Raw genomic sequence first — 22,822 nt, forward strand, 5'->3', positions numbered from 1 at the left:
GCAGGGCGCCGTCATTGCGCTTGCCTCAGTTCCCTGGCGCGTGGCGCCCAAGCCGTTACTATTGCTGGGGCGTTGTGCCTGTCGCCGGTGTCCCCGTCTCTGGGGTGCCCGTCGCCGGCGTATCGGTTGCCGGTTTGTCCGTCGAAGGCGTTTCCACCGCCGGCACGTTTACATTCACATCGGTTTGGCTGCCGCCGCCGTTGATGTCGATCACGCCGGTAAACATCAGCAGCGCGCCGATAACGACAAGCGCCAGAATGATCGCCACGATCCATCCGGTATTTCCGCCACCACCGCCCGTGTTGATAACTGTTGGTTCACGATCAGACATCGCTGCTCCTCCGGGTTGATATTGCAGCTTGAACGCAGGAGAGCCGCGAAAGTTCCCTCATAGGTTGGCGGGTCGCGAGGCGAACCAAAAACGTGGCAGCGGGCACAAGCCCGCGGACCAAACAGAAACGGCGCCGTAGGGGCGCCGTTTGCAATCTTTAGTTCGGTCCTTGGCTCAGAACTCTTCCCAGTTATCCTGGGACAGCGCCGTGTTGCCGGACACCTGTGGCACGGCCTTTGGCGCTGCGGCGGAATTGCGTGTCGACACCGGCTTGGCGGGCGCGCCGTAGCTCGCCGCCTTGGCAGGCGTCCGCATCCTTTCGGCGGTGTTGCGCAGCATGTCGGCAGACGACTGACCCTGGCGCGCGACGTGGAAGCGGGCGACGAGCGTGCTGAGCGCGCGCGCCTCTTCGTTCAGCGCCATGCTGGCGGCGGTGGTCTCCTCCACCATCGCGGCGTTCTGCTGCGTCACCTGGTCCATCTGGTTGACAGCCGTGTTGATCTCCTTGAGGCCGACGGCCTGTTCGGAGGCCGAGCCGGAGATCTGGCGGATCAGGCCGTTGATCTGCACTACCTGGTCGGCGATCTTCTGGAGAGCGCCGCCCGCACGACCGACAAGGTCGACGCCTTCGCGCACCTGGCCGGCCGAGGCGTTGATCAGCGTCTTGATCTCCTTGGCGGCGTTGGCCGAGCGTTGGGCGAGTTCGCGCACTTCCTGGGCGACCACCGCGAAGCCCTTGCCGGCGTCACCGGCGCGGGCGGCTTCGACGCCGGCATTGAGCGCAAGCAGGTTGGTCTGGAAGGCGATTTCGTCGATGACGCCGATGATGCGGCTGACTTCGCCAGACGACTGCTCGATGCCCTTCATCGCGGCGATCGCCTTCTGCACGACTTCACCCGATTGCTCGGCATCGTTGCTGGCGGTCTCGACCGATTTCGCCGCGACCTTGGCATTGTCGGCGCTGGCATTGACCTGCGAGGTCAGCTGATCAAGCGCGGCAGCCGTTTCCTCCAGGCTTGCGGCCTGCTGTTCGGTGCGATGCGAGAGGTCGTTGGCTGCGTTGCTGATTTCGCTGGTGCCGGTGCCGATGTTGACGACCGAGGTGTTGACCGTCTGGATCGTCTCTTCCAGGCTTTCCATGGCGGAGTTGAAGTCACTCTTCAGCTGGGCGTATTCACCGGGGAAATCCTCGGTGATCCGGTAGGCAAGATCGCCGGAGGAAAGCTGCGAGAGGCCCTTTGCCAGCTTGGCAACGATGTCACGCTGGGTGGCGTTCGCCTCAGCGCGTTCGGCCTCGGACTGGCTGCGCTGCTGTTCCGATTGCAGGCGCTCGTGCTGTGCTTCCGCTTCCAGCCGCTTGGTGTCGGCCAGCTGGTGGCGGAAGCCTTCCAGCGCCTTGGCAACGGAACCGGTCTCGTCGGCGCGGTCCTGGCCGGAAACCGGCGTGGTGTAGACGCCCTTGCTCAGGTTTTCGACGTCGCTGACCAGGCCGGCAAGCGGCTTCTGGACGAAGCGGCGAACGGCGAGATAGAGGCCGAGCAGCACGGCGCCGAGGACGATCAAACCGCCCACGATCATCATGTAGGTCTGGTCGACGACCGGGGCATTGATCGCCGTCTGCGGCACGTCGACGAGGACGACCCAGGTCGTGTTCACGTCGGGCAGCGCGAAAGGGTAGACGACGCGGTCGAAGGTCTCGTGGCCGTCATAGCTCAGGTCGTGGATCATGCCGGGCTGGGAGGCGGCAAGTGCGTTCTTCACCACATCGGCGCCGATGCCGTCATAGTCCTTCATCAGCAGGTCCGGGATCGGGGCGACAAGCCACTTGCCGCTCTGCGACAGCAACGTCACGCGGCCCGAACCGAAGGGGTGCATGTCCTTCACCTTGTTGGCAAGCGACGTCAGCGAAACATCGACACCGGAGACGCCGAGCAGCTTGCCGTTCGAGATCACCGGGTAGGCGATCGAGGACATCGAGTTGTTGTCACCCGTCGTCGTCTCCGTGTAGGGCGACGTCATGGCGCCCTTCAGGCTCTTGGCCGCCAGCGCGTACCATTCGGCCGGGTAGTCGGAATCGAAGGTCGAGAAGTCGATGCCGGTCTTGCCCTTCGTCCAGTAGGGATTGAGCATTCCATCCTTGGCGGCGCCAAAATCCTTCTTGCCGGCGTAATCCTTGGCCTTGCCGTCGAAGGCGTTCGGTTCCTCGGCAAACCAGCTGCCGAACGCGAATGCATTCTTCTCGACATTGGCCTTCAGCATGTCGACGACGCCCTTGCGGTCGAGATAACCGCCTTCATGACCGCGGCCGATCACGCCTGCCGTCGAGCGGGCGGCGCCCGCAAGCTCGGCAATGTTGCTGGCGATTTCGGATGCGATCGCCTTCGCCTCGATGCGGGCCTGATCCAGCACCAGCGTTTCGACACGATCCTGGGTCTGGGAAATCAGCACGTAGTTGGAAGCAAGGAGAACGAGCGCAATGATGCCGCCCGTCACCGCGATCAGTTTGGTCGCCAGCGATTTGGCCTGGAACTTGAGCATTGAAGGTCCCCGCATGATGAGGGCCGCGGTTTCAAGGCCGCGGCGTGACGCGATCTGTTTTTGGGAGATGCCCCGTCATGGAGCGCCAGATGCCGACCGACATCGGAAGGCCGCCCCTGATCCTCGCGAGACGCGCCTTGGTAGTTGCTTGAATAGCGCGTTATTTATTAAAAATGGCACAACGCAATCCGGCTTGATCGCGCCTTTCTTGGATAAATCAAGCGCTTATGCCGCAGCGACGACGTTCACTGTCCTGATTGCGCAGACGTTCGGCGGCAGCCGATGCAATCAGGCTCTTGCATCGACCTCGGCGGCTTGCGGGATGGCCGGCTGCGCACCGGCTTTCAGGCAGGCGAGCGAGCCGGCGACGGCGGCACGCCGAAGCGCCTTGTCAAAATCAAGACCAGCATCGAGGCTGGCTGCGAGATAACCGCAGAACGTGTCGCCAGCGCCGACGGTGTCGACCGGCTCGATCTTCAGTCCCTTGGCGCGATGCACGTTGCCATTGCGCACGGCAACAACGCCCTCGGCGCCGAGCGTCACGATTACGGTTTGCCCCGTTTCGCGCGAAAGGCTTTGCATCGCCTCGACGCGCTCTTCGGACGACAATCCTTCACGGCCGGCCAGCAGCTCGAATTCCGTCTCGTTGGCGATGACGATATCAGCCATGCGTCCGAGCCGCGCGGCATCTTTCGTCAGCGGAGCGATGTTGATGATCGAGGTGACGCCCTTTTCCTTCGCCATGACCAGTGCCCGCTCTACCGATTCCGCCGGAATCTCCAGTTGCAGCATCAGCGTGTCGCCGGCTGCCATCCTCTCAAGCGTCGCGGTTGCATCGGCGGTGCTGACGGTGCCATTGGCGCTTGCCACCACCACGATGACGTTCTCGCCATCACCGCCGACGAGGATGTGGGCCGTTCCGGTCGGTTCGCTCACCGTCTTCGTCAGGGAAAGGTCGGTTCCCGCCTGTTTCAAAAGCGCCAGCGCGCCATCGGCAAAACTGTCCGAGCCGACGGCCCCCGCCATGCGCACGGTGGCTCCTGCGCGTCGTGCCGCCAAGGCCTGATTGGCCCCCTTGCCGCCGGCGGCAGTCGAGAAACCCGTGCCGGCAACCGTCTCGCCGGGCTTCGGCAGCCGTGCCGTGGTGGCGATCAGGTCCATGTTGATGGAACCGAAAACTGTAATCATCTGATGCTCTCCCGGCCGGCGATTTTTGCCGGACAGTGCCCGAGACGATCAGTCCTCGTCAACCACCCGCAGCTTCAATTGCCCCATGCGATTGTCGAAGGATTTCGGTTCCGGTTTGGCCTCGGGTGATGTGCCGGCGGATTCCAGCTCCAGCGCCTCGATCCTTGCGCCGCGACGCTTGAGCTTCTCCGACGAGGTCAGGATGTCATCGACATCCTTCTGCGTGGTGAGGAAGTGTCCATGCAGCTTGCGCACCCGGTCATCGAGGCGGGTCAGATCCTCCATCAGCCGGATCACCTCGCCCTGGATCAGATGCGCCTGTTCGCGCATCCGCGCATCGCGCAGGATTGCCTGGATGACCTGGATCGACAGCATCAGCAGCGATGGGGAAACGATGACGATCCGCGCCCGGTGCGCTTTCTGGACGATCGCCTCGAAATTCTCGTGGATTTCGGCAAAGATCGATTCGGAGGGCACGAACAGGAACGCGGTATCCTGGGTCTCGCCGGCGATCAGGTACTTGCCCGCAACATCCCGGATATGTACCTCCATGTCGCGGCGGAACTGTTGCGCGGCCTGCCGGGAAGCTTCCGGATCTGTGGCGTTGCGGATCGCATTCCAGCCTTCCAGCGGAAACTTGGCGTCGATCACCAGCGCCGGCTGGCCGTTCGGCATCCGAACCGTGCAGTCCGGCCGTGATCCGTTCGACAGCGTCGCCTGGAAAGCATAGGAGCCCATCGGCAAACCGTCGGCGATGATCGTTTCCATGCGCGACTGGCCGAAGGCGCCGCGCGTCTGCTTGTTGGAAAGAATACTCTGCAGCCCTGCCATGTCCTTCGCCAAAGACTGGATATTGGTCTGTGCCGTGTCGATCACCGCAAGACGCTCCTGCAGCCGGCGCAGGTTCTCGTGCGTCGCCTTGGTCTGCTCGCTGATCGAAGCGCCGAGCCGGTGCGTCATGCCGTCGATTCTCTGGCTGATCGACTGGTTGAGTTCGGATTGGCGGGCGCCGAACACCTCGGCCATCGCCGCGATACGTCCTTGCATCTCCGTCTGCGCGGCGATGAGCGCGGTCATCCGCTGTTCCGCCTCCAGCGCAGCCTGCCGGGCACGCTGCCGCCGCAGCACCGTCGGGATACCGGCGATGAGCAGGACTGCAATGGTAACGAAAAGCCCCATTCCAAGTGATACGGGATGGCCGCCTACGATGAAAAGAGGCTGGTCGAAGGTGAGGGTCACAGGTTCCATCGGAGCAGCCTAAGCGGATTCGGCGACAGTGGCCAGATCAAAACGGGAACATTGGTGAATCAATCGACACGACTTGCCGAAATTTCCGGCAAAAATCGTGAAACGAGAATTCCATCGATGCGAAAGATCGGCTATGGGAGCCGCATGACCATCAAGCCGCTCATCATTCTCCCCGACCCCGTGCTGCGCCAGCTTTCCAAGCCGGTGGAAACGGTCGATGCCGATGTCCGCCGTCTTGCCGATGACATGCTCGACACCATGTATGACGCGCCCGGCATTGGCCTGGCGGCGATCCAGGTCGGCATTGCCAGGCGCATGCTCGTCATCGATCTTGCGAAGGAGGGCGAGGAAAAGCAGCCGCTGGTCTTCATCAACCCGCAAATCCTGAAGTCTTCCGACGAGCGCTCGGTCTATGAGGAAGGCTGCCTGTCGATCCCCGATTATTATGCCGAGGTCGAGCGCCCGGCCGCAATCACCGTCGAATATGTCGATCGCGAGGGCAAGCAGCAGACGATGGACGCGGATGGCCTGCTGGCAACCTGCCTGCAGCACGAGATCGACCACCTGAACGGCGTGCTGTTCATCGATCATATCTCCAAGCTCAAGCGCGAAATGGTGATCCGCAAATTCACCAAGGCCGCCAAGGTTCGCGGCGCCAAGGCGATCTGACGCCTGCATTGAAAACGATGACCTTCGGGCCTATGATATCATTGATATCATAGTGGAGGTTGGGCGTGGGCGATCTGCTGATCCGAAACATTTCCGATGCTTTGAAGCGCGACATCGCCGCTGCGGCCGATCGCACAGGGCGCAGTCTTTCCGATGAGGCCAAGGAACTTTTGCGCAAGGGCCTGATTGCTGAGAAGGATATCAAGCCGGTGCAAGAACAATCCGCTTACGATGCTCTACGCGCGGCTTTTGGTGCAGACGAGGGATTGGGTGACGATTTCGCCGCTATCCTGGATGAAGTGGAAGCTGAGCGGAAGAAGGACTTTGGCAGCCCGCCGGTGGAATTTGAATGATCGTCCTCGATACGAACATCATTTCGGAACTTATAAAATCATCTCCGGATCGAAATGTCGTCCTGTGGTTCCGGCGTGAGGCTCAATCCAGCTTGTATTTGAATTCTGTTGTCGTCATGGAGCAATCGTTCGGCGCAGAGCGATTTTATCTGCGGACAGGTTCGGACCGATATATTCGGTCGCTGGAAAATCTGCTGGCGACCCAGTTTCGAGGACGTGTCTTGGAATTTGTAGAAGAAACCCCCGTCCTTTCCGGCCGCCTCCGTGCAAAACGCGAAAGCGCGGGGCGCCCGATCTCGGTTCAGGACGCCATGATCGCCGCCATCTGCCTTTCCCACGATGCGACGCTTGCGACCCGCAACACAAAAGACTTCGAGGGGCTTGATTTGAAGCTCGTAAACCCGTTTGAAGAGGCCTGATCAGAACGGGAGTCCGCGCGCCGTGCCGCTTCGCATCATCTTCATGGGAACGCCCGAATTTTCGGTTCCGACATTGGCGGCGCTGGCCGAGGCCGGTCACAAGATCGTTGCCGTCTATACCCAGCCGCCCCGCCCCGGTGGCCGGCGGGGGCTCGACCTGCAGAAGTCGCCGGTGCACCAGGCGGCCGAATTGCTGGGTATCAAGGTGCTGACTCCGGTCAACTTCAAGGACGCCGCCGACCGGCAGACCTTTCGCGATTTCGACGCCGACGTTGCCGTGGTGGTCGCCTATGGCTTGCTTTTGCCGGAAGACATCCTCAACGGGACCCGGCTTGGCTGCTACAACGGCCATGCCTCGCTCTTGCCGCGCTGGCGGGGAGCCGCGCCGATCCAGCGGGCGATCATGGCAGGCGACCATGAGTCCGGCATGATGGTGATGAAGATGGACAAGGGCCTCGACACGGGGCCGGTGGCGCTGACCAAGGTCGTGGCCATCGGCAACGAAATGACGGCCGGTGAACTGCACGACAAGCTGAAGCTGGTTGGGGCGGACCTGATGAAGGACGCCATGGACAAGCTCGAAGGCGGTGACCTGCCGCTTACGCCGCAGGCGGAGCATGGCGTCATCTATGCCGCCAAGATCAGCAAGGCGGAAACCCGGATCGATTTCTCCAGGACGGCGGCCGAGGTTCACAATCATATTCGCGGTCTCTCGCCTTTCCCCGGCGCCTGGTTCGAAGTCGAAATCGGCGGCAAGATGGAGCGGATCAAGGTACTCTCCTCCGTTGTCGAAAAGGTGGGCGGCGAAACCGGCACCGCATTGTTCGACGACCTGACGATTGCTTGCGACAATGGTTCGGTGCGGCTGACCCGCCTGCAGAGGGCAGGCGGCAAGGTGCTCGATGCCGACGATTTCCGCCGCGGCACGCCTATTCCAGCCGGCACAAGGCTGTTGTGATGCCGCGTTTCCGCATGACCATCGAATATGACGGCTCGGCCTATGTCGGCTGGCAGCGGCAGGAGAACGGCCCCTCGGTGCAGGGCGCCGTGGAGAAGGCGATCCTCAGCCTTACCGGCGAGACCGTTTCGATCCGTGGCGCGGGGCGCACCGATTCCGGCGTGCATGCCAGGGGGCAGGTGGCGCATGCCGATCTCACCCGGTCCTGGAAGCCCGCAACCTTGCGCAATGCGCTGAACGCCCATCTGCGCCAGGCTTGCGAACAGGTGGCGATCATTGATGCCGCAGAAGTGACGCCCGCGTTCGACGCGCGGTTTTCAGCGTTGAGGAGGCATTATCTTTACCGCATCATCTCGCGTCCGGCGCCGCTGGCGCTGGAGGCCAAGCGCGCGTGGTGGGTGCCGAAGACGCTCGATCATGCGGCGATGCATGCCGCGGCGCAGCTGCTGGTCGGGCACCATGACTTCACCACCTTCCGCTCGACCCATTGCCAAGCCAACAGTCCGATGCGCACGATCGACCGGCTCGATGTGACGCGGGAAGGCGACCTTGTCGAAATCCGTGCCACGGCCCAGAGCTTCCTGCACAATCAGATACGCTCCTTCGCCGGCACGTTGAAGCTGGTGGGCGAGGGCAGGTGGACGCCGGACGACGTGCGCGCGGCACTGGAGGCGCGGGACCGCAAGGCCTGCGGGCCGGTGGCGCCGCCGGACGGGCTCTATTTCATGCAGGTCGATTACTGAGCGCCAGCGGGGTCAGGCCGGCATCAGACCGAGCATTCGCGGAAGCCCTTGGCCGAGCATCAGCCACGGCAGGATCAGCAGGGCGGACAATGCGGAGGCGAGCAGTGTCTGGCCCTTGGCGATGGTTTTCACCAGCCGGAAAATCGCGGTGAAATTCGCCAGGAGCAGGATTAGCGACAGCACGCTCGTCAGGTCCTCGCTGTTGGGGATGATCAGGCTGATCGCCAGCGGAACGGCCATCGCATAGACCGTGGGCACGGCCAGCCAGTTGCTGGCTATGATGATCGGCGCCAGCAGTTCGCCGTAACCGAGCGGCTTTGCGAGCACAGCGACGAGCACCAGCGGCACGATCCACATGGCCATGTCGACGAAGAGCAGCTTGAGGATGAAGATAAGCCCCGTCTCGGCGCCGTGCGGCATGTTGGCCAGATAATAGAGGCGCCACGCGGCCCAGCCGACGGCCATCGCCGGCAGGCACCAGAGGAAGGCGGCAAAGGAGCGCCATACACCGAGGGCGCTAATGTCGAGCCAGTCGAACCCGGTCCTGTCACCGAGAATCAGCAGCCAGACTCCCTTGATGTAATTGCCGATCTCCTCAATCTGCGGCATGGCCAAACCAGCGGCTGATGAAGGTTTCGTAGATCTGCGTCAGCGTTTCGAGGTCGGCAATGGCAACACGTTCGTCGACCATGTGCATGGTCTGGCCGACCAGACCGAATTCGACGACCGGGCAGTAGTCCTTGATGAAGCGCGCATCCGACGTGCCGCCGGTGGTCGACAGCGTCGGCGCGCGACCGGTGACGGCTTGGACGGCGTCCGACAGGGAAGCGATCAATGCGTTGTTGCGGGTGAGGAAGACGTGGCTCGGGCGCTCGCTCCAGACGATATCGTATCTGACCGGCGGCCGGCCTGGACGCAGCACGCTCTCGGCGCTGGCGCGGTCAAGGCGGGCGATGATCTCGGTCTTCAGGCTGTCGACGCTCCAGGTGTCGTTGAAGCGGATGTTGAAGCACGCCGACGCCTTGGCCGGAATGACGTTGACCGCCTTGTTGGCGACGTCGATCGTCGTCACCTCGAGATTGGACGGCTGGAAATCGTCGGTGCCGGAATCGAAAGGCGGATCCATCAGCGCCTGCGTCAAGGCAAGGATGCCGCGCACCGGGCTGTCGGCGAGATGCGGATAGGCGGCGTGGCCCTGGACGCCGTGCACGGTGATGGTGCCGGACAGCGAGCCGCGCCGGCCGATCTTGATCATGTCGCCGAGACGGTCGGGATTGGTCGGTTCGCCGACGAGACAGGCATCCCAGCGCTCGCCCTTTGCTGCCGCCCATTCGAGTAGCTTGGCGGTGCCGTTGATGGCTGGGCCTTCCTCGTCGCCGGTGATCAGGAAGGAGATCGAGCCCTGTGGCTTGCCATTCTTCTCGATATGGCGGGCGGCGGCGGCGGCGAAACAGGCAATGCCGCCCTTCATGTCGACGGCGCCGCGGCCATACATCTCGCCATCCGCAATGTCGGCGGAGAACGGGCCATGTGTCCAGGCCGCCTCGTCGCCGATCGGCACGACGTCGGTATGGCCGGCAAACATCAGATGCGGGCCAGCGGTGCCGAGGCGGGCATAGAGGTTTTCGATGTCCGGCGTCCCGTCCTCGCTCGCCGTTACCCGCTCGACGGCAAAACCGAGCGGTTTCAGCATCTTTTCGAGTGCACTCAACGCGCCGCCTTCGGCAGGGGTTACGGAGGGGCAGCGGATCAGGGTGGCGAGGTTGGCGGCGGGATCGGTAACGGTCATCAAGAAAGGCCTGTTGTCTTAAAGGCTTGGTGTAGCCGATCCCCACCGGACTGTCACGTGGGAGAAGCAAGCTGCACTACTGGCGTTGTCGTCTCGTCGCTGTCATGCCTCGGGCTTTCCCGCAGAGAAGGGGTGGTATTTCACAGTATCCGATCGCATTGGGAAGACCCCCTCTGTCACTTCGCTCCCCACAAGGGGGAAGATCGGGAGCGAGGGGTTAGCTGCACGCCAATCTCCACCCTTGTGGGGAGATTCCCGGCAGAGAGAGGCGACTGCCGCTGTCGTCTGCACTTCCTGCAATCTGTCGCATCATCTCAAACATCTTTGTCCACGCCCGGAAAATCCGCCGTGGTTTGCTTTAAGTCTCACTTGGCCGGGGCGCTGGAAAGTGCCGAGACTAAGGAATTTATATGACGCCTTCCAGCGCCCCGTTCGCGTGTTCGTCGACTGGCAACTCCGGTTTCTCTGCGGGGATGGCGGCACCTTTTTCCGGTACAGGGTGGCGCTCGACCGATGCCGGATTGCTCCGGTTCTGCGGCGCCACGAAAGGGAATTGCTTATCGCAAGCCCAGTCGCCGCTCCTCATGTGTGCCTCACAGGCACGCCCCGCCCTGTTTCAGGCGGGAGGGAAACCATTTTCTGCCAGTCCACCGGGCAAAGGCTCACGTCCTTCCTCCACCCGGCACCGGTTCCGCCTCGCCGCGACGCCTCGCGGGGTAGCCGATGACGGAACGCCACGATCATCGCACAGGTTTTCCGGGCGGGGATGAACGGGGGAACTGCGGGCGGCTTTTTTGCCTTTGGCAAGCATTCTGTCATGTCTCGACGCTCCCGTTCGAAAGCGGGCTTTCCATCACCCTCGTACCCGCCTGTGGCGGGTATCCAGCGCGCTCAAGTCCTTGGGCGCAAAGGCTCTTTCACGCGATGGACATCGCGCGGCTGGATTACCGCCACAAGGGCGGTAATGAGGGAGGGTTGGAATGACCGACTTTGTCAGCAATCTGACTTTTGCCTTTGGTTAAGATGTCGATTTCGTCTCCTCTCCCGCAGAGAAAGAGGAATCGGATGTCCCGCCGCGCCGTTCGTGCGCCGTCCTGCGAATGATCTCGGCGATCTCCGGGCTGCTTTTCGAGAGCATCTGGAAATCCACCGCGTACAGCGACAGCAGCGAGACCTCCGTTAGGGCGCTGACGGTCGCCGAGCGGGGCTCGCCGGTGATCAGTGCCATTTCGCCGAAGAAGCTGCCGGAACCGAGCTCCACCGGATTGGGCGTCGCGACGCTGACGCGGCCCTCGACGATGAAGAACATCCGGTCGCCGATGTCCCCCTTTCGACAGATGACGGTGCCGGCCGGCACGACACGCGGCCGCAGCGCGCGCACGACTTCGACCAGCGCGGCCGAGCCAACCTTCTGGAACAGTGGCACGGCCGCAACCAGCTGCCAATTGCGCACGAAGTCCTGGCGGCGGACTTCCTCGTAGAAACCAGTGGCGAGGAGGCCGGCCCACAGCGCAAAGATGCCGATGCCACACATCATCACCAGCCCGGCCAGAACACGGCCTGCAAAGCTCTGCGGAATTTCATCGCCATAGCCGGTGGTCGACAGCGTCACCACTGCCCACCACATCGCCTGGGGGATGCTGCCGAACTTGTCCGGCTGGACGTCGCGCTCGATGAGATAGGCCGCGAGCGCGGCGCCGAACAGAATGATGGCGAAGACCGATGTGACGCCGATCAGGTTGCGCGCCTCGCTGGTGAGGACCCGGCCCATCAGCCGGAAGAAGGTCGAATCGCGCAGCGGCTTCAAAAGCCAGATGGCACAATAGAGGCTCTGGTCGCGCGTGCCGTCGAGCAGGAACGCGGCGAGAGGAACCAATACGGCCAGCACATCGACGACAAGGGCAGGCATGCTGTCGCGAACGTTCCGCGTCCTCTGCTTGATCAGCGTCCCGATCAGCTGCAGCACATAAATGGCCCAGATGCCGGCGAGCAGGAACTCCAGGGCGAGCTTGGTTGCTGCGGCGAGATCCGGCGTGGTCAGCGCAGCCACCGCCACGAGCCCGACCGCAGCGAGCAGTCCGTTGAGCGGTGCCGAAATTTTCGAGAAAGGCAGTGCCGACATTCATACACCCCGAGCGGCCGACCACGCTGTCGAGATCATAGAATGCCTTCAGGCCAAGTGCAAAGGGCCGGGGAGCGGCTTCGTTGCCGCGTGCCACCGTACACGACAGTGCCTGCAAAATACCCTCCTCTGCCCTGCCGGGCATCTCCCCCTCAAGGAGGGAGATTGGGGTGGGGCTGGCCGCGTGTTCCCGATCTCCCCCTTTGAGGGCAGGGTAATTGCATATGGAGCGAAGGCGCTTGCCGCAGGCTTCCTCTTCTCCCCTCGGGGAGAAGTGCCGAGCGTATGCGAGGCGATGAGGGGGGCACGGCGATTTCGGCGCCGGCGGCCCCCTCGTCCGGCGCTTCGCGCCACCTTCTCCCCGTTGGGGAGAAGAGGGAGCAAGGTCCGCTCTTCCACTACCGCAGTGTGGCCACGACAAACGCGACTCTCGACCTACATCCCTTGCTTGAGACGGACCGTGAGCGTTGTCGATTGCTGGTGGTTTGTCATTGGCTGCCGTCCGGCAAATTGGGCGAGCGGGATCGTCGCGATGATGAGGACGAGAATGGCAACGTAGAGCAGTCCCAGGTGAATTCGCCGCGCTTTCAAACAGAAATCTCCAGTGTCCACCGCCAGCCTGCCGGTCAATCCTGACAGGAGGCTGAACGGCGGCGATCACAGCGTCGTCGTTCTGCGCCAAAGCGCGCATTCAGGTTCCTGTCAGAAAGCCGGCCCAGATGTCCGGCCCAGATGTCCGGCCAAGAAGGCTTAGGGGCGCTAGGCGGCAGGCACCTGCTCCCGGAAAAGGGCTGCGGGTTTCGTGCCGTGCCCGTCAAGCCGTTTGACGGCGCGGGCCAAGAGGGAATAAGGATGCCGGTACAGCTGATCGCAACGGGAACCAGCGGATTGCGCGTTCTGCTCGTCGAGGACAATATCATTCTGGGGGAAGCCGTTCGCGACCATGTCGCGGCCGCCGATCACGCCGTCGACTGGATGAAGACGCTCGAGGATGCGCGCGTCTCGCTGCGCACCGTTACCTATGGGCTGATTCTTCTCGATCTCAGGCTGCCGGATGGCAGTGGCATTGCCCTTTTGAGGGAGCTGCGGGCGGCGGGTACGGCAACGCCGGTCATCATTCTCACGGCGCATGACCAGATTTCCGACCGGATCGAAGGCTTGAACAGCGGCGCCGACGATTACCTCGTCAAACCCTTCGATCTCGGCGAACTCTCCGCCCGCATGCTCGCGGTCATCCGCCGCTACGGCGGCAATATTTCGCCGGTGATCCACGTTGGCGAGGTGAAGATCAGCCCGGTCGACCGGCGCGTCTTTGCCGCCGGCGAGGAAATCGGTCTTTCCGGCCGCGAATGGGCCGTGCTCGACACGCTGCTTGCCCGGCCCGGCGCCATCATCTCGAAGGCGCAGATCGAGGAGGCGCTCTATGCCTTCGGCTCCGAGATCGAAAGCAACACCGTCGAGGTCTATGTCAGCCGGCTGCGCAAGAAACTCGGCCGGGACCATGTCGTGACCGTGCGCGGCGTCGGCTACAGGATCGGGGCGCCAGCGTGACGCAGTACAAGGCTAACCGCAGGAGCATGACGCGGCGGCTGATCCTCTGGCTGACGGGCGCAACCACGGCCTTCTGGCTGATTGCCGCCGGCCTCGGCATTTCCGTCATGCAGGATGAATTCGGCGAATTCTTCGACGGTTCGCTGCAGGAAACGGCGGAACGGCTGATGCCGCTCGTCCTGGATGATCTCCAGCGCCGTGAGGGACCGTCCTCGCCGCAGCATCTGCTGCGCCAGGGCGAGGATATGGGAGACGAGTATCTCGTCTATCAGGTCCGCGACAGGCAGGGCCGCGTCCTGATCCGCTCGCACGATGCACCGGTCGAACCTTTCGAAGCGCCGCTGAAGCGGGGTTCCTGGAAAAACGGTGATTACCAGTTCTATACGGCGAGCGCTGGCGACGGCACGATCTTCGTGCAGGTGGCGGATGCCATGGCCAACCGCAACGAGGCGATCACCGAAGGCGGCCTGGCGCTTTTCCTGCCGGTGCTGGTGCTCATTCCCGTGAGCATCGGCCTGATCTGGCTGATCGTGCGCCGGGCGCTGGCGCCGGTCGATGACCTTCGCGGGGCGATCGAGGAGAAGGACGGCGGCAACCTGGCGCCGGTGCCGTCGCGCATGCTGCCGCGCGAACTGCAGCCGATCGCCCGCTCCGTCAACCATCTGCTGACCCGCCTGCAGGCCGCCTTCGACGCCGAGCGGGAATTCACGGCAAACAGCGCGCATGAACTGCGCACGCCGATCGCCGGCGCCCTGGCGCAGACGCAGATGCTGATCGCCGAACTCGACGGGCCGAGGAAGCGCCGGGCCCAGCAGGTCGAGGCATCGCTCACCCATCTCGGCCACACGGCGGAAAAGCTGCTGCAACTGGCCCGCGCCGAGGCGGGAATCGGCGCGGGCAGCACCAATGTCGATCTGGCCCGTGTCCTCGAACTGGTGCTGGCCGATTTCCAGCGCGGCGATCTGGCCCCGTCAAGGCTGCGTTTCGAGCGGCAGGAGGGAGCGAGGCTCGAGGGCTCCTACAGCGAGGACGCCTTTGCCATCGTTCTGCGCAACCTGATCGAGAACGCCCTGCTGCACGGCCGGGCCGAGGAGCCGGTGGATATCCGGCTCGAGACGGGCGGCGTGGTGCGGATCGTCAATGGTGCCGCGCCGCTCACGCCGGGGGAACTCGCAACCATCCGCAAGCGGTTCGGCCGCGGCAACACCGGCTCCCCCGGTTCCGGCCTCGGCCTGTCGATCGCCGAACGGCTGCTGCAGCAGATGAATGTCGCCTTCGACATCCTGTCGCCGGCAACGGGCCGCAAGGACGGTTTCGAGGTGGTGATGCGGTTTGGCGAGCTGGCGGCGCAGTGAGCCGCCTGCCGAGCTGCAATTCCCGTGAAAAGGCTAAAGAGCGCGCGCAATGCCGAGCCGCACGAGCTCTTTCAAACAGGAGCTTGCATCCTGGCGGTGCTGCACCGACATAAGCGAGATCCGGAAACAGTCAATCGAAAGGCGTGCTTTGAACGATCCCATCGCTGCCATCGAAGCCATCGCGCAAATCGATGCCGTGCCGACCATCCTCGATGTCATCTGCAAGACGACCGGCATGCGCTTTGCGGCGGTGGCGCGGGTGACGGCAGACCGGTGGATCGCCTGCAGCGTGCGCGACGAAATCGCGTTCGGGCTTGCGCCAGGCGACGAACTGAAGATCGAGACGACGATCTGCAACGAGGTCCGCGAACACCGGCAAGCCGTGATCATCGAGAACGTCGCCGACGACCCGGTATATGCCGGTCACCATACGCCGGAGGGCCTGCGGAGCTATATCTCCATGCCGATCACGCTGGCGGACGGTTCCTTCTTCGGCACGCTTTGCGCCATCGATACGGTGCCGCGCAGGCTGAACACGCCGGAAATCATCGGCATGTTCCGGCTGTTTGCCAATCTGATCGCCTTTCACCTCGATACCCGCGACCGCATCGATCAGGAGCGGCAGGCCGGCGAACTGCGCGAGCAGTTCATCGCGGTCCTCGGTCATGACCTGCGCAATCCGCTCGCTTCGCTCGACGCCGGCACGCGCATGCTGCAGCGTTCGGTCGAGGACGAGAAGGGCAAGGCGGTGCTCGGGCTGATGCAAGCCAGCATTTCGCGCATGTCGGGCCTCATCGACAATGTGCTCGATTTCGCCCGCGGGCGGCTCGGCGGCGGCATTCCCGTCGAGCAGACGGACCGGGTTCCGCTGAAGCCGGTGATGGAGCAGGTGGTTGCGGAATTGCGAATGGCCAATCCCGGGCGGGCGATCCAGGCGGAATTTGCCGAGGCGCTGGTGCGTTGCGACGAGGGGCGGATCGGCCAGCTCCTGTCCAATCTCATCGCCAACGCCCTGACGCATGGCGACCCGACGACGCCCATAAGGGTGCGCTCCACGATTGCGGGCAATTGTTTCGTGCTTACGGTCGCAAATGCCGGCGAGCCCATTCCCGAAGCGGTGCTCAAGGATCTGTTCAAACCCTTCGTTCGCGCTTCCGCCAAAGCCAATCTCGAGGGGCTGGGTCTTGGGCTCTATATCGCTTCGGAAATCGCCGAAACGCATAATGCCAGGCTTTCGGTTTCCTCCACGCCGGAGGAAACCTGCTTCACCTTCCGGATGCCGCTGCGATCATAATCAGGCCGCCGGGTTCAGGGTCCGTATTCATTGGCTTCGGGCTTGCCGGGCCACAGACAGAGCGTGATGAAGACGACAGGGCTCAGGACCGGAATGAACAGGCAGATGGCGAGCGGCCCGGGATAGCCGATATCGTGCAGGCGCTTGATCGTCAGCATGACGATCGACGCGGTCGAGACGAGGCCGCTGACGACCAGAATCAGCGTCCAGAGCGCCAGCGCGATGTCGTTCCCCTCATTGGCGAACATGCGCGTCAAAACGAAGCCGCTGATCGCCACCCAGAACAGCCAGCCGAGGAAATAGGGCAGGCGGGGCAGGCGGCCGGAGGGGCTGAAGAACAGCCATGACATGGTCTGCTGCCCCTCCGCGGCCATCGATCAGTCCCGCAGCAGTTCGTTGATGCCGGTCTTGGAGCGGGTCTTCTCGTCGACGCGCTTGACGATGACAGCGCAGTAGAGGTTCGGCGCCGGCTGGCCGTTTGCCATGGTGGCATTGCCCGACGGCATCGAGCCCGCGACGACGACCGAGTAGGGCGGCACTTCGCCATAGGTGACTTCGCCGGTGGCGCGGTCGACGATCTTGGTCGACTTGCCGATGAAGACGCCCATGCCGAGCACCGAGCCCTCGCGCACGATGCAGCCCTCGACGACTTCCGAGCGGGCGCCGATGAAGCAGTTGTCCTCGATGATGGTCGGGCCGGCCTGCATCGGCTCGAGCACGCCGCCGATACCGACGCCGCCCGAGAGGTGGACGTTTTTGCCGATCTGGGCGCAGGAGCCGACCGTTGCCCAGGTATCGACCATCGTGCCTTCGCCGACATAGGCGCCGAGATTGACGAAGGACGGCATCAGGATCGCATTCGGCGCGATATAGGCCGAACGGCGGACGATGGCGTTGGGCACGGCTCGGAAGCCGGCCTTCTCGAATTCGTTGACGCTCCAGCCGTCGAACTTGGAGGGTACCTTATCCCACCAGGCGGCTTCGCCAGGACCGCCCTTGATGATCTCCATCGGGTTGAGGCGGAAGGAAAGGAGAACTGCTTTCTTCAGCCACTGATTGACCGTCCAGTTGCCGTCCGCGCCGCGTTCGGCCACCCGCACCTTGCCGCCATCGAGCAGGTTGAGCGCGGCTTCGACGGCGTCACGGACTTCCCCCCGGGTCGAGGTGGTGATGCTGTCGCGATTGTCGAAAGCCGTGTCGATGGTCTGGCGGAGGGAAGCGAGATCTTGGATGCTCATCGGAATTCCTTAAACTTCGGCGTCTATCGTGAACATGCTCTAGAGCATGATCCCGAAAAATTGAAGCCTTTTCGGTTGCGGTCGGCGATGGATGAAGGTGTATGTCACGGGAATGCTGCGGTGATTTGAGCCGTAGCGCAGGGAATATTCGAAGGAGCATCCGGCAGCGATGAAAGGCTGCCGGTTTGCGTCAGGAAAGTTTGCCATGGCAAGAATGAAAAAGCGGAATTTGCGGCGCAAGGACGGGGTCTGGGATCCGCTGGTCGACAGCCGCCAGGCGCGGGCGCGGGCAGCGGGCGTTCCGCCGACGCCGCAATCGATGTCGCCCTCCTACCGGCTCGCCTATACGGACGACGATTTTCTCGCCCGCGAGGAACTGCGCCCGGTGCGGCTGCAGCTCGAGCTGCTGAAGCCCGAGATGATCCTTTCCGAGCGGGGCATCAATTCGACGATCGTGATGTTCGGCGGCGCGCGCATTCCCGAACCCGGCGGCGATGCCTGGGCGGCGAGGAACGAGACGCAGCGCAAGAACCTCACGGCCGCCTCGATCTACTATGAGGAGGCTCGCAAGTTTTCGCAGCTCTGTTCGCAGCATTCAGCGGAGTCGGGCTACACCGAATATGTCGTCGTCACCGGCGGCGGGCCGGGCGTGATGGAGGCGGGAAACCGCGGGGCTGCCGAAATCGGCGCGCCTTCGATCGGCCTCAACATCGTGCTGCCGCACGAGCAGGCGCCGAACCGCTTCGTGACGCCGGAGCTTTCCTTCAACTTCCACTACTTCGCCATCCGCAAGATGCACTTTCTGCTGCGTGCAAAGGCGGTCGTGGTGTTTCCCGGCGGCTTCGGGACGCTGGACGAACTGTTCGAGACGATCACGCTGATGCAGACCGGCCGCCTGGCGCTGGTGCCGCTGATCCTGTTCGGCGAGAAGTTCTGGCGCAAGATCATCGATTTCGAGGCGCTGGCGGAATTCGGTACGATCGCTCCCACCGACGTCGACCTGATCCGGTTTGTCGAAACGGCGGACGAGGCCTGGGAGATCATCGCAAAGTTCTACCAGACGATCGATCCCAAGCAGGTGCCGATGGCATCCGGCGTCCGGTAGGATCGGACGGCCCCCGGCACAGCGAATTTCACATTTCGCCGCAGTGACATGGGGCGGGTTCTGTGGCATCCGAGCCCTGATGTATATCGTGCGGCAGATCGTCAGGGACCGGATTTCGTTCAGCGCCATTTCGGCGCTATTTGCGATCGTCCTGTTGCTGCAGGGTCTGTCTGCAGGGTTCGCCCAAGGCGGCATGGCTGCAGCCGCCGCCGATCCGTTCAACATTCTCTGTTTTACCGATGCGGCCGGTTCGGCTGCCCATACGACGCCGGTCGACGGACCCAAATCGATGCGGTCGTCCACGCCGACCTGAAAACCGTCGCCATCCACGAAAACCTGGCGAAAGCTGCACCATCGGCGATGGTCGCCTCGGCTCTGGCGGCCTATCCCGGCACGGCGGTGAAGTTCACCGATCCTTCAACTCCCACCGCCTCCGCGGAAATCACCATCGTCACCGAGAGCGCCGGCAAGGTCGCCGTCTATGTGAACCCCTATGACGGCAAGGTCTTGGGCTCGCTGCCGGACCGGGGAACGATCATGTGGACCATCCGCACGCTGCACAGCCTCAAATATTTCGGTTCCTTCGCGCGCTCGCTGATCGAGATCGCGGCAGGCTGGTCGATCCTGCTGGTCGCGACCGGTATCTATCTCTGGTGGCCGCGCAGCCAGACCGGCGGCGTGATGAGCATTCGCGGCACGCCGAAACGGCGGGTCTTCTGGCGCGACACGCACGCTGTCAGCGGCATTCTTGTCGGCTTCTTCATCGTCTTTCTGGCCCTCACCGGCATGCCCTGGTCGGGCGTGTGGGGAGCCAAGGTCAACGAATGGGCGAACGGCAACAACTTCGGCTATCCGGCCGGCGTGCGTGTCGCGGTGCCGATGTCGGGCGAGCATCTCGATCATGTCGCCAAGACGTCCTGGTCGCTGGAGCAGGCGAAAATCCCGCAATCACCGTCCGCCGCCACGCATGGGACAGCCGAGCCGATCGGTCTTGACCGCGCGGTGGCCGTCTTCGACGGGCTCGGTCTGCATCGCGGTTACGCGGTCAATATTCCGCAGACGAAGGACGGCGTCTATTCTGGCTCGGTCTATCCGGACGACCTTGCCGAGCAGCGGGTCGTGCATCTCGACCAGTACACGGGCAAGGCCCTGATCGACATGCGCTATGCCGACTACGGCCCGCTCGGCAAGGCGCTGGAATGGGGCATCAGCGTCCATCTCGGCCAGCAATTCGGGTTGGCCAACCAGGTCGTGCTGACGATCGCCTGCCTGCTGATCGTACTGCTGGCCGTTTCCGCCGGGGTCATGTGGTGGAAGCGGCGGCCCAAGGGCTCGCTCGGCGTGCCCCCGACGCCGGCGGACACACGGGTGTTTCGCGGCCTGATCGCGATGCTTATTGCCGGGGGTGTCGTCTTCCCGCTGGTCGGCGTTTCGCTCATCGTGATGTTGGTGCTGGACTGGATTTACATGCGCGTGAGGAAGGCGGACCGAAGGGTCGAGCTGTAAGGAACGCCCGAAGCGTAAGTCGCGTCTTTCGAGAAAAGGCCGGCGCGGTTTGCGCCGGCCGCGGTATCAGATCTTCCGGGCGAAATCGGCCGCATCGATGAAACCGTCGCCATTCCTGTCGCGACGCTTGAACATCCGGCCCGCCTGCTCGGAAACCTCGGCAAGGCTGAGCGAACCGTTCTTGTCCGTGTCTGCCATGGCGAACACGCGGGGGCGCATTCCGGGCAGCATTACCGGACGCATGTCCTTTAGCTTCTCCATCGCCTCGGTCCTGTCCGCGCCTGTCTTGTCCATGGCGGCGCGCAATTCCTTGCGGGCCTCGCGGAAGGCCTGTCGCTTGGCCTTGATCTCGTCGCGCGTCACCTGGCCGTTACCGTCGGTATCGAAATTCTTGAAGGCTTCGGATGCGCGCGCCTGGATTTCCTCCAGCGACACCTTCCTGTCGCCATTGGTATCGAGCCGTTTCATCATCCATTCCGCGCGTTGCTCACGCGTTGGCCGCTCACGGGCGGCGAAGCTGGGGACGGCAAGGCTGGCGAGCGCGAGGCTGGCTGCGACGGAGCCGAGAATGAGCTTGTTCTTCCGCATGTCAAAATCCTTGTCCATGAGATTGTCCACGAACGCAGGATAGGCGGATCAGGCCGGATCGCCAGTTAATTTTTCGTAATGTAAACCTTTGATGAAAAAGCGATTTTCCATGGCAAACCTGTGTTTCGCTACGCGATGTCAATCTGCCGAAACAAGTCGCGTCAGGAAGCCGGTCAGGTCCTCGGTAACATAGTCGACCTGGGCATCGCCATCGTTTGTCTTTTCCCACGCCTCGGCGAATTCATATTCGAAATTGCGCGGCACGAGCAGCACCGTCTTCATGCCGAGCGCCTTTGGTACGATGAGGTTGCGCGGCAGGTCCTCGAACATGGCGGCACGGTTCGTGTCGACCCGGTGCAGGCTCATGAACTTGTGATAGGTATCACCGGCCGGCTTCGGCACATAGTCGGCGGCAACGATGTCGAAAATTTCGTCGAAATGATCGAGAATGCCGAGCGCCCGCGCCGTCATCTCGGCATGCTTGACGCTGCCATTGGTAAAGATGAACTTGCGGCCGGGCAGCGCCCGGATCGCCTCGCCGAGCGCCGGGTCGGCAGGCACGACGGAATAGTCGATCGCATGCGCCTTTTCGAGGAAATCATTGGGGTCGATGTCATGATGGATCATCAGGCCCTGCAGCGTCGTGCCGTGATCGCGGTAATACTGCTTCTGCAGCGCCCTGGCCGCGGCCGGATCCAGCCGCAGCAAGGTGGCGACGAACGCGGTCATGTTGCGGTCGATCTGCGAAAACAGATTGACGTGATGCGGATAGAGCGTGTTGTCGAGGTCGAACACCCAGTCGGTGACATGGGCGAAGTCGGCTTTGGTCGGCAGGCGATCGAGCTGGGTCATGGAGCCTTATCGCATGGCGACAGTGCCTAGGAAATGGGCTTTATGTGCCCTTTTGGCGTTTCCACTTTGAATTGCTGAAAAGATATGGCACGCTTCCGGCAGGGAAGATTTTGGGTCGGAGCCGTTGATACCGATGCCGGATGAGCTCTACTATCTTGCATTTCTCTTCGAATTCTACGCCGCGACGGTCGTGACCTATTTCGCCCTCGGCTTTGGCCTGACCTGGCTCAACGATCGCAATCCGGAGCGGAAAATCCAGAAGGGGCGCGCTTCCGGCAAACGTCGCAAGGCGGAAATCCGCCAGAGCCTGGCGTCGATGTTCAGCGCCTGCCTCCCGGTGACGATCGGCCTCTACGCCCAGCAAAAAGGCTGGGCGCCTGCGCCCTGGACCTTCAACTGGTGGGCGGCGCTGCCGCTCTTCATCCTCGTCATGTTCCTTTACGACACCTGGTTCTATTTCATGCACCGGCTGCTGCACACGAAGTGGCTCTACCCGCTGCACGCCCTTCATCACAAAAGTGTCGCACCGACGATCTGGAGCACCTATTCGGAGGATGTTCTGGACAATTTTCTGTTGCAGAGTTTTTCGGCCGTCATCGTGTTCGTCGTGCCGTTCCCGCCGGCCATTCTGGTGGGGCACAGACTATTCGAGCATTTCAACGGCATGTTAGGCCATTGCGGCTTCGAATACCTCGCCTCATCGACCGCGCGTTACCCGTCGCCGTTGTTGTGCACGACCTTCCATGACCAGCACCATTCGGGATTCCGGTACAATTACGGCAACTATTTCTCGTTCTGGGACCGTGTCCTCGGTACGGTTTCGCCGGACTACGACCAGCGCGTGAAGAAATTCGAGGATGAGGTACCCTCCTTGACCTTCAGACATGGCGCGCCGGCGCCGGCGGCGCAGGAAAACTCCGCCTGAAGCGCATTTAGCCGCCCGCTGTCCTTGGCAATCTCCTGCCCTGCATGCTA

Annotated in this window: 22 protein-coding genes and 1 pseudogene; 12 read left to right on the forward strand and 11 right to left on the reverse strand. The window is 62.7% G+C overall.

Features of this window, described 5'->3' with window-relative positions; genetic code table 11:
- Positions 1-58 precede the first annotated feature (58 nt).
- From JNB71_RS08995 to JNB71_RS09010, 4 genes are all read right to left on the reverse strand, one after another.
- Positions 59-331 carry a hypothetical protein gene (locus JNB71_RS08995; protein WP_220371485.1) on the reverse strand — a complete coding sequence of 91 codons (273 nt, stop codon included), beginning with the start codon at positions 329-331 and terminating at the stop codon, positions 59-61.
- 174 nt (positions 332-505) lie between these two features.
- The gene (locus JNB71_RS09000) at positions 506-2,869 is read right to left on the reverse strand and encodes a methyl-accepting chemotaxis protein (RefSeq protein ID WP_220371486.1); all 2,364 of its coding nucleotides are present in this window, start codon (positions 2,867-2,869) and stop codon (positions 506-508) included.
- A 288-nt stretch (positions 2,870-3,157) separates the two neighbouring features.
- Positions 3,158-4,057, reverse strand: coding sequence for a ribokinase (locus tag JNB71_RS09005; protein WP_220371487.1), 900 nt, complete (start codon positions 4,055-4,057; stop codon positions 3,158-3,160).
- 48 nt (positions 4,058-4,105) lie between these two features.
- Positions 4,106-5,305, reverse strand: coding sequence for a DNA recombination protein RmuC (locus JNB71_RS09010; protein WP_220371488.1), 1,200 nt, complete (start codon positions 5,303-5,305; stop codon positions 4,106-4,108).
- Positions 5,306-5,449: 144 nt separating this feature from the next.
- Here JNB71_RS09010 and def point away from each other — a divergent pair, with 144 nt between their 5' ends.
- The 5 genes from def to truA all read left to right on the forward strand — a co-directional run bounded on the left by def (position 5,450) and on the right by truA (position 8,447).
- Positions 5,450-5,974: a peptide deformylase gene (gene def, locus JNB71_RS09015; RefSeq protein WP_220371489.1), complete on the forward strand. Its 525-nt coding sequence runs from the start codon at positions 5,450-5,452 to the stop codon at positions 5,972-5,974.
- A gap of 65 nt (positions 5,975-6,039) precedes the next feature.
- Positions 6,040-6,327: a FitA-like ribbon-helix-helix domain-containing protein gene (locus tag JNB71_RS09020; protein ID WP_220371490.1), complete on the forward strand. Its 288-nt coding sequence runs from the start codon at positions 6,040-6,042 to the stop codon at positions 6,325-6,327.
- Positions 6,324-6,746, forward strand: a complete 423-nt coding sequence (locus tag JNB71_RS09025) for a type II toxin-antitoxin system VapC family toxin (protein ID WP_220371491.1) — start codon at positions 6,324-6,326, stop codon at positions 6,744-6,746. The genes JNB71_RS09020 and JNB71_RS09025 overlap by 4 nt, the downstream gene beginning before the upstream one ends.
- A gap of 22 nt (positions 6,747-6,768) precedes the next feature.
- Positions 6,769-7,704 carry a methionyl-tRNA formyltransferase gene (gene fmt / locus JNB71_RS09030; RefSeq protein WP_220371492.1) on the forward strand — a complete coding sequence of 312 codons (936 nt, stop codon included), beginning with the start codon at positions 6,769-6,771 and terminating at the stop codon, positions 7,702-7,704.
- Positions 7,704-8,447, forward strand: coding sequence for a tRNA pseudouridine(38-40) synthase TruA (gene truA / locus JNB71_RS09035; protein ID WP_220371493.1), 744 nt, complete (start codon positions 7,704-7,706; stop codon positions 8,445-8,447). Before fmt ends, truA begins: the two co-directional genes overlap by 1 nt.
- Before the next feature lie 12 nt (positions 8,448-8,459).
- Here the strand turns inward: truA and JNB71_RS09040 are convergent, their stop codons facing one another.
- The 3 genes from JNB71_RS09040 to JNB71_RS09050 form a co-directional block, all read right to left on the reverse strand.
- Positions 8,460-9,056, reverse strand: a complete 597-nt coding sequence (locus JNB71_RS09040; protein WP_220371494.1) for a hypothetical protein — start codon at positions 9,054-9,056, stop codon at positions 8,460-8,462.
- Complete coding sequence (gene dapE / locus JNB71_RS09045) at positions 9,043-10,236, reverse strand: succinyl-diaminopimelate desuccinylase (RefSeq protein WP_220371495.1); 1,194 nt, start codon at positions 10,234-10,236, stop codon at positions 9,043-9,045. The genes JNB71_RS09040 and dapE overlap by 14 nt, the downstream gene beginning before the upstream one ends.
- Positions 10,237-11,254: 1,018 nt before the next feature.
- Complete coding sequence (locus tag JNB71_RS09050) at positions 11,255-12,358, reverse strand: cyclic nucleotide-gated ion channel (RefSeq protein ID WP_220371496.1); 1,104 nt, start codon at positions 12,356-12,358, stop codon at positions 11,255-11,257.
- An 888-nt stretch (positions 12,359-13,246) separates the two neighbouring features.
- Here JNB71_RS09050 and JNB71_RS09055 point away from each other — a divergent pair.
- The 3 genes from JNB71_RS09055 to JNB71_RS09065 all read left to right on the forward strand — a co-directional run bounded on the left by JNB71_RS09055 (position 13,247) and on the right by JNB71_RS09065 (position 16,558).
- The gene (locus JNB71_RS09055) at positions 13,247-13,909 is read left to right on the forward strand and encodes a response regulator transcription factor (protein WP_220372225.1); all 663 of its coding nucleotides are present in this window, start codon (positions 13,247-13,249) and stop codon (positions 13,907-13,909) included.
- Between the two features lie 26 nt (positions 13,910-13,935).
- Positions 13,936-15,264 (forward strand): sensor histidine kinase, encoded by a 1,329-nt coding sequence (locus JNB71_RS09060; RefSeq protein WP_220372226.1) that lies wholly within the window; start codon positions 13,936-13,938, stop codon positions 15,262-15,264.
- A gap of 148 nt (positions 15,265-15,412) precedes the next feature.
- Positions 15,413-16,558: a GAF domain-containing sensor histidine kinase gene (locus tag JNB71_RS09065; protein ID WP_220371497.1), complete on the forward strand. Its 1,146-nt coding sequence runs from the start codon at positions 15,413-15,415 to the stop codon at positions 16,556-16,558.
- Positions 16,559-16,572: 14 nt separating this feature from the next.
- Here the strand turns inward: JNB71_RS09065 and JNB71_RS09070 are convergent, their stop codons facing one another.
- Both JNB71_RS09070 and dapD read right to left on the reverse strand, forming a co-directional pair.
- A complete protein-coding gene (locus JNB71_RS09070; RefSeq protein ID WP_220371498.1) occupies positions 16,573-16,932 on the reverse strand; it encodes a DUF805 domain-containing protein in 360 nt (119 codons plus the stop codon).
- 3 nt (positions 16,933-16,935) lie between these two features.
- On the reverse strand, positions 16,936-17,796 hold the full coding sequence (gene dapD, locus JNB71_RS09075) for a 2,3,4,5-tetrahydropyridine-2,6-dicarboxylate N-succinyltransferase (RefSeq protein ID WP_220371499.1): 861 nt from the start codon (positions 17,794-17,796) through the stop codon (positions 16,936-16,938).
- A gap of 205 nt (positions 17,797-18,001) precedes the next feature.
- On the opposite strand from dapD, the gene JNB71_RS09080 reads away from it, so the two are divergent.
- The 3 genes and pseudogenes from JNB71_RS09080 to JNB71_RS09085 form a co-directional block, all read left to right on the forward strand.
- Positions 18,002-18,901, forward strand: coding sequence for an LOG family protein (locus tag JNB71_RS09080; protein WP_220371500.1), 900 nt, complete (start codon positions 18,002-18,004; stop codon positions 18,899-18,901).
- Between the two features lie 79 nt (positions 18,902-18,980).
- Positions 18,981-19,214, forward strand: a complete 234-nt coding sequence (locus JNB71_RS24420; RefSeq protein WP_223215845.1) for a hypothetical protein — start codon at positions 18,981-18,983, stop codon at positions 19,212-19,214.
- Positions 19,199-20,407: pseudogene (locus JNB71_RS09085) on the forward strand (PepSY-associated TM helix domain-containing protein); the annotation flags it as partial. The gene JNB71_RS24420 and the pseudogene JNB71_RS09085, both read left to right, overlap by 16 nt.
- Positions 20,408-20,473: 66 nt before the next feature.
- Here the strand turns inward: JNB71_RS09085 and JNB71_RS09090 are convergent.
- Positions 20,474-21,013: an EF-hand domain-containing protein gene (locus JNB71_RS09090; protein ID WP_220371501.1), complete on the reverse strand. Its 540-nt coding sequence runs from the start codon at positions 21,011-21,013 to the stop codon at positions 20,474-20,476.
- Between the two features lie 120 nt (positions 21,014-21,133).
- Positions 21,134-21,847: a pyrimidine 5'-nucleotidase gene (locus JNB71_RS09095; protein ID WP_220371502.1), complete on the reverse strand. Its 714-nt coding sequence runs from the start codon at positions 21,845-21,847 to the stop codon at positions 21,134-21,136.
- Positions 21,848-21,980: 133 nt separating this feature from the next.
- Between JNB71_RS09095 and JNB71_RS09100 the strand changes: the two genes are divergently transcribed.
- Positions 21,981-22,772, forward strand: a complete 792-nt coding sequence (locus tag JNB71_RS09100; RefSeq protein WP_220371503.1) for a sterol desaturase family protein — start codon at positions 21,981-21,983, stop codon at positions 22,770-22,772.
- Positions 22,773-22,822: the final 50 nt, after the last annotated feature.

It is taken from the genome of Rhizobium herbae (genome assembly GCF_019511375.1).
Lineage (GTDB): Bacteria > Pseudomonadota > Alphaproteobacteria > Rhizobiales > Rhizobiaceae > Pararhizobium > Pararhizobium herbae_A.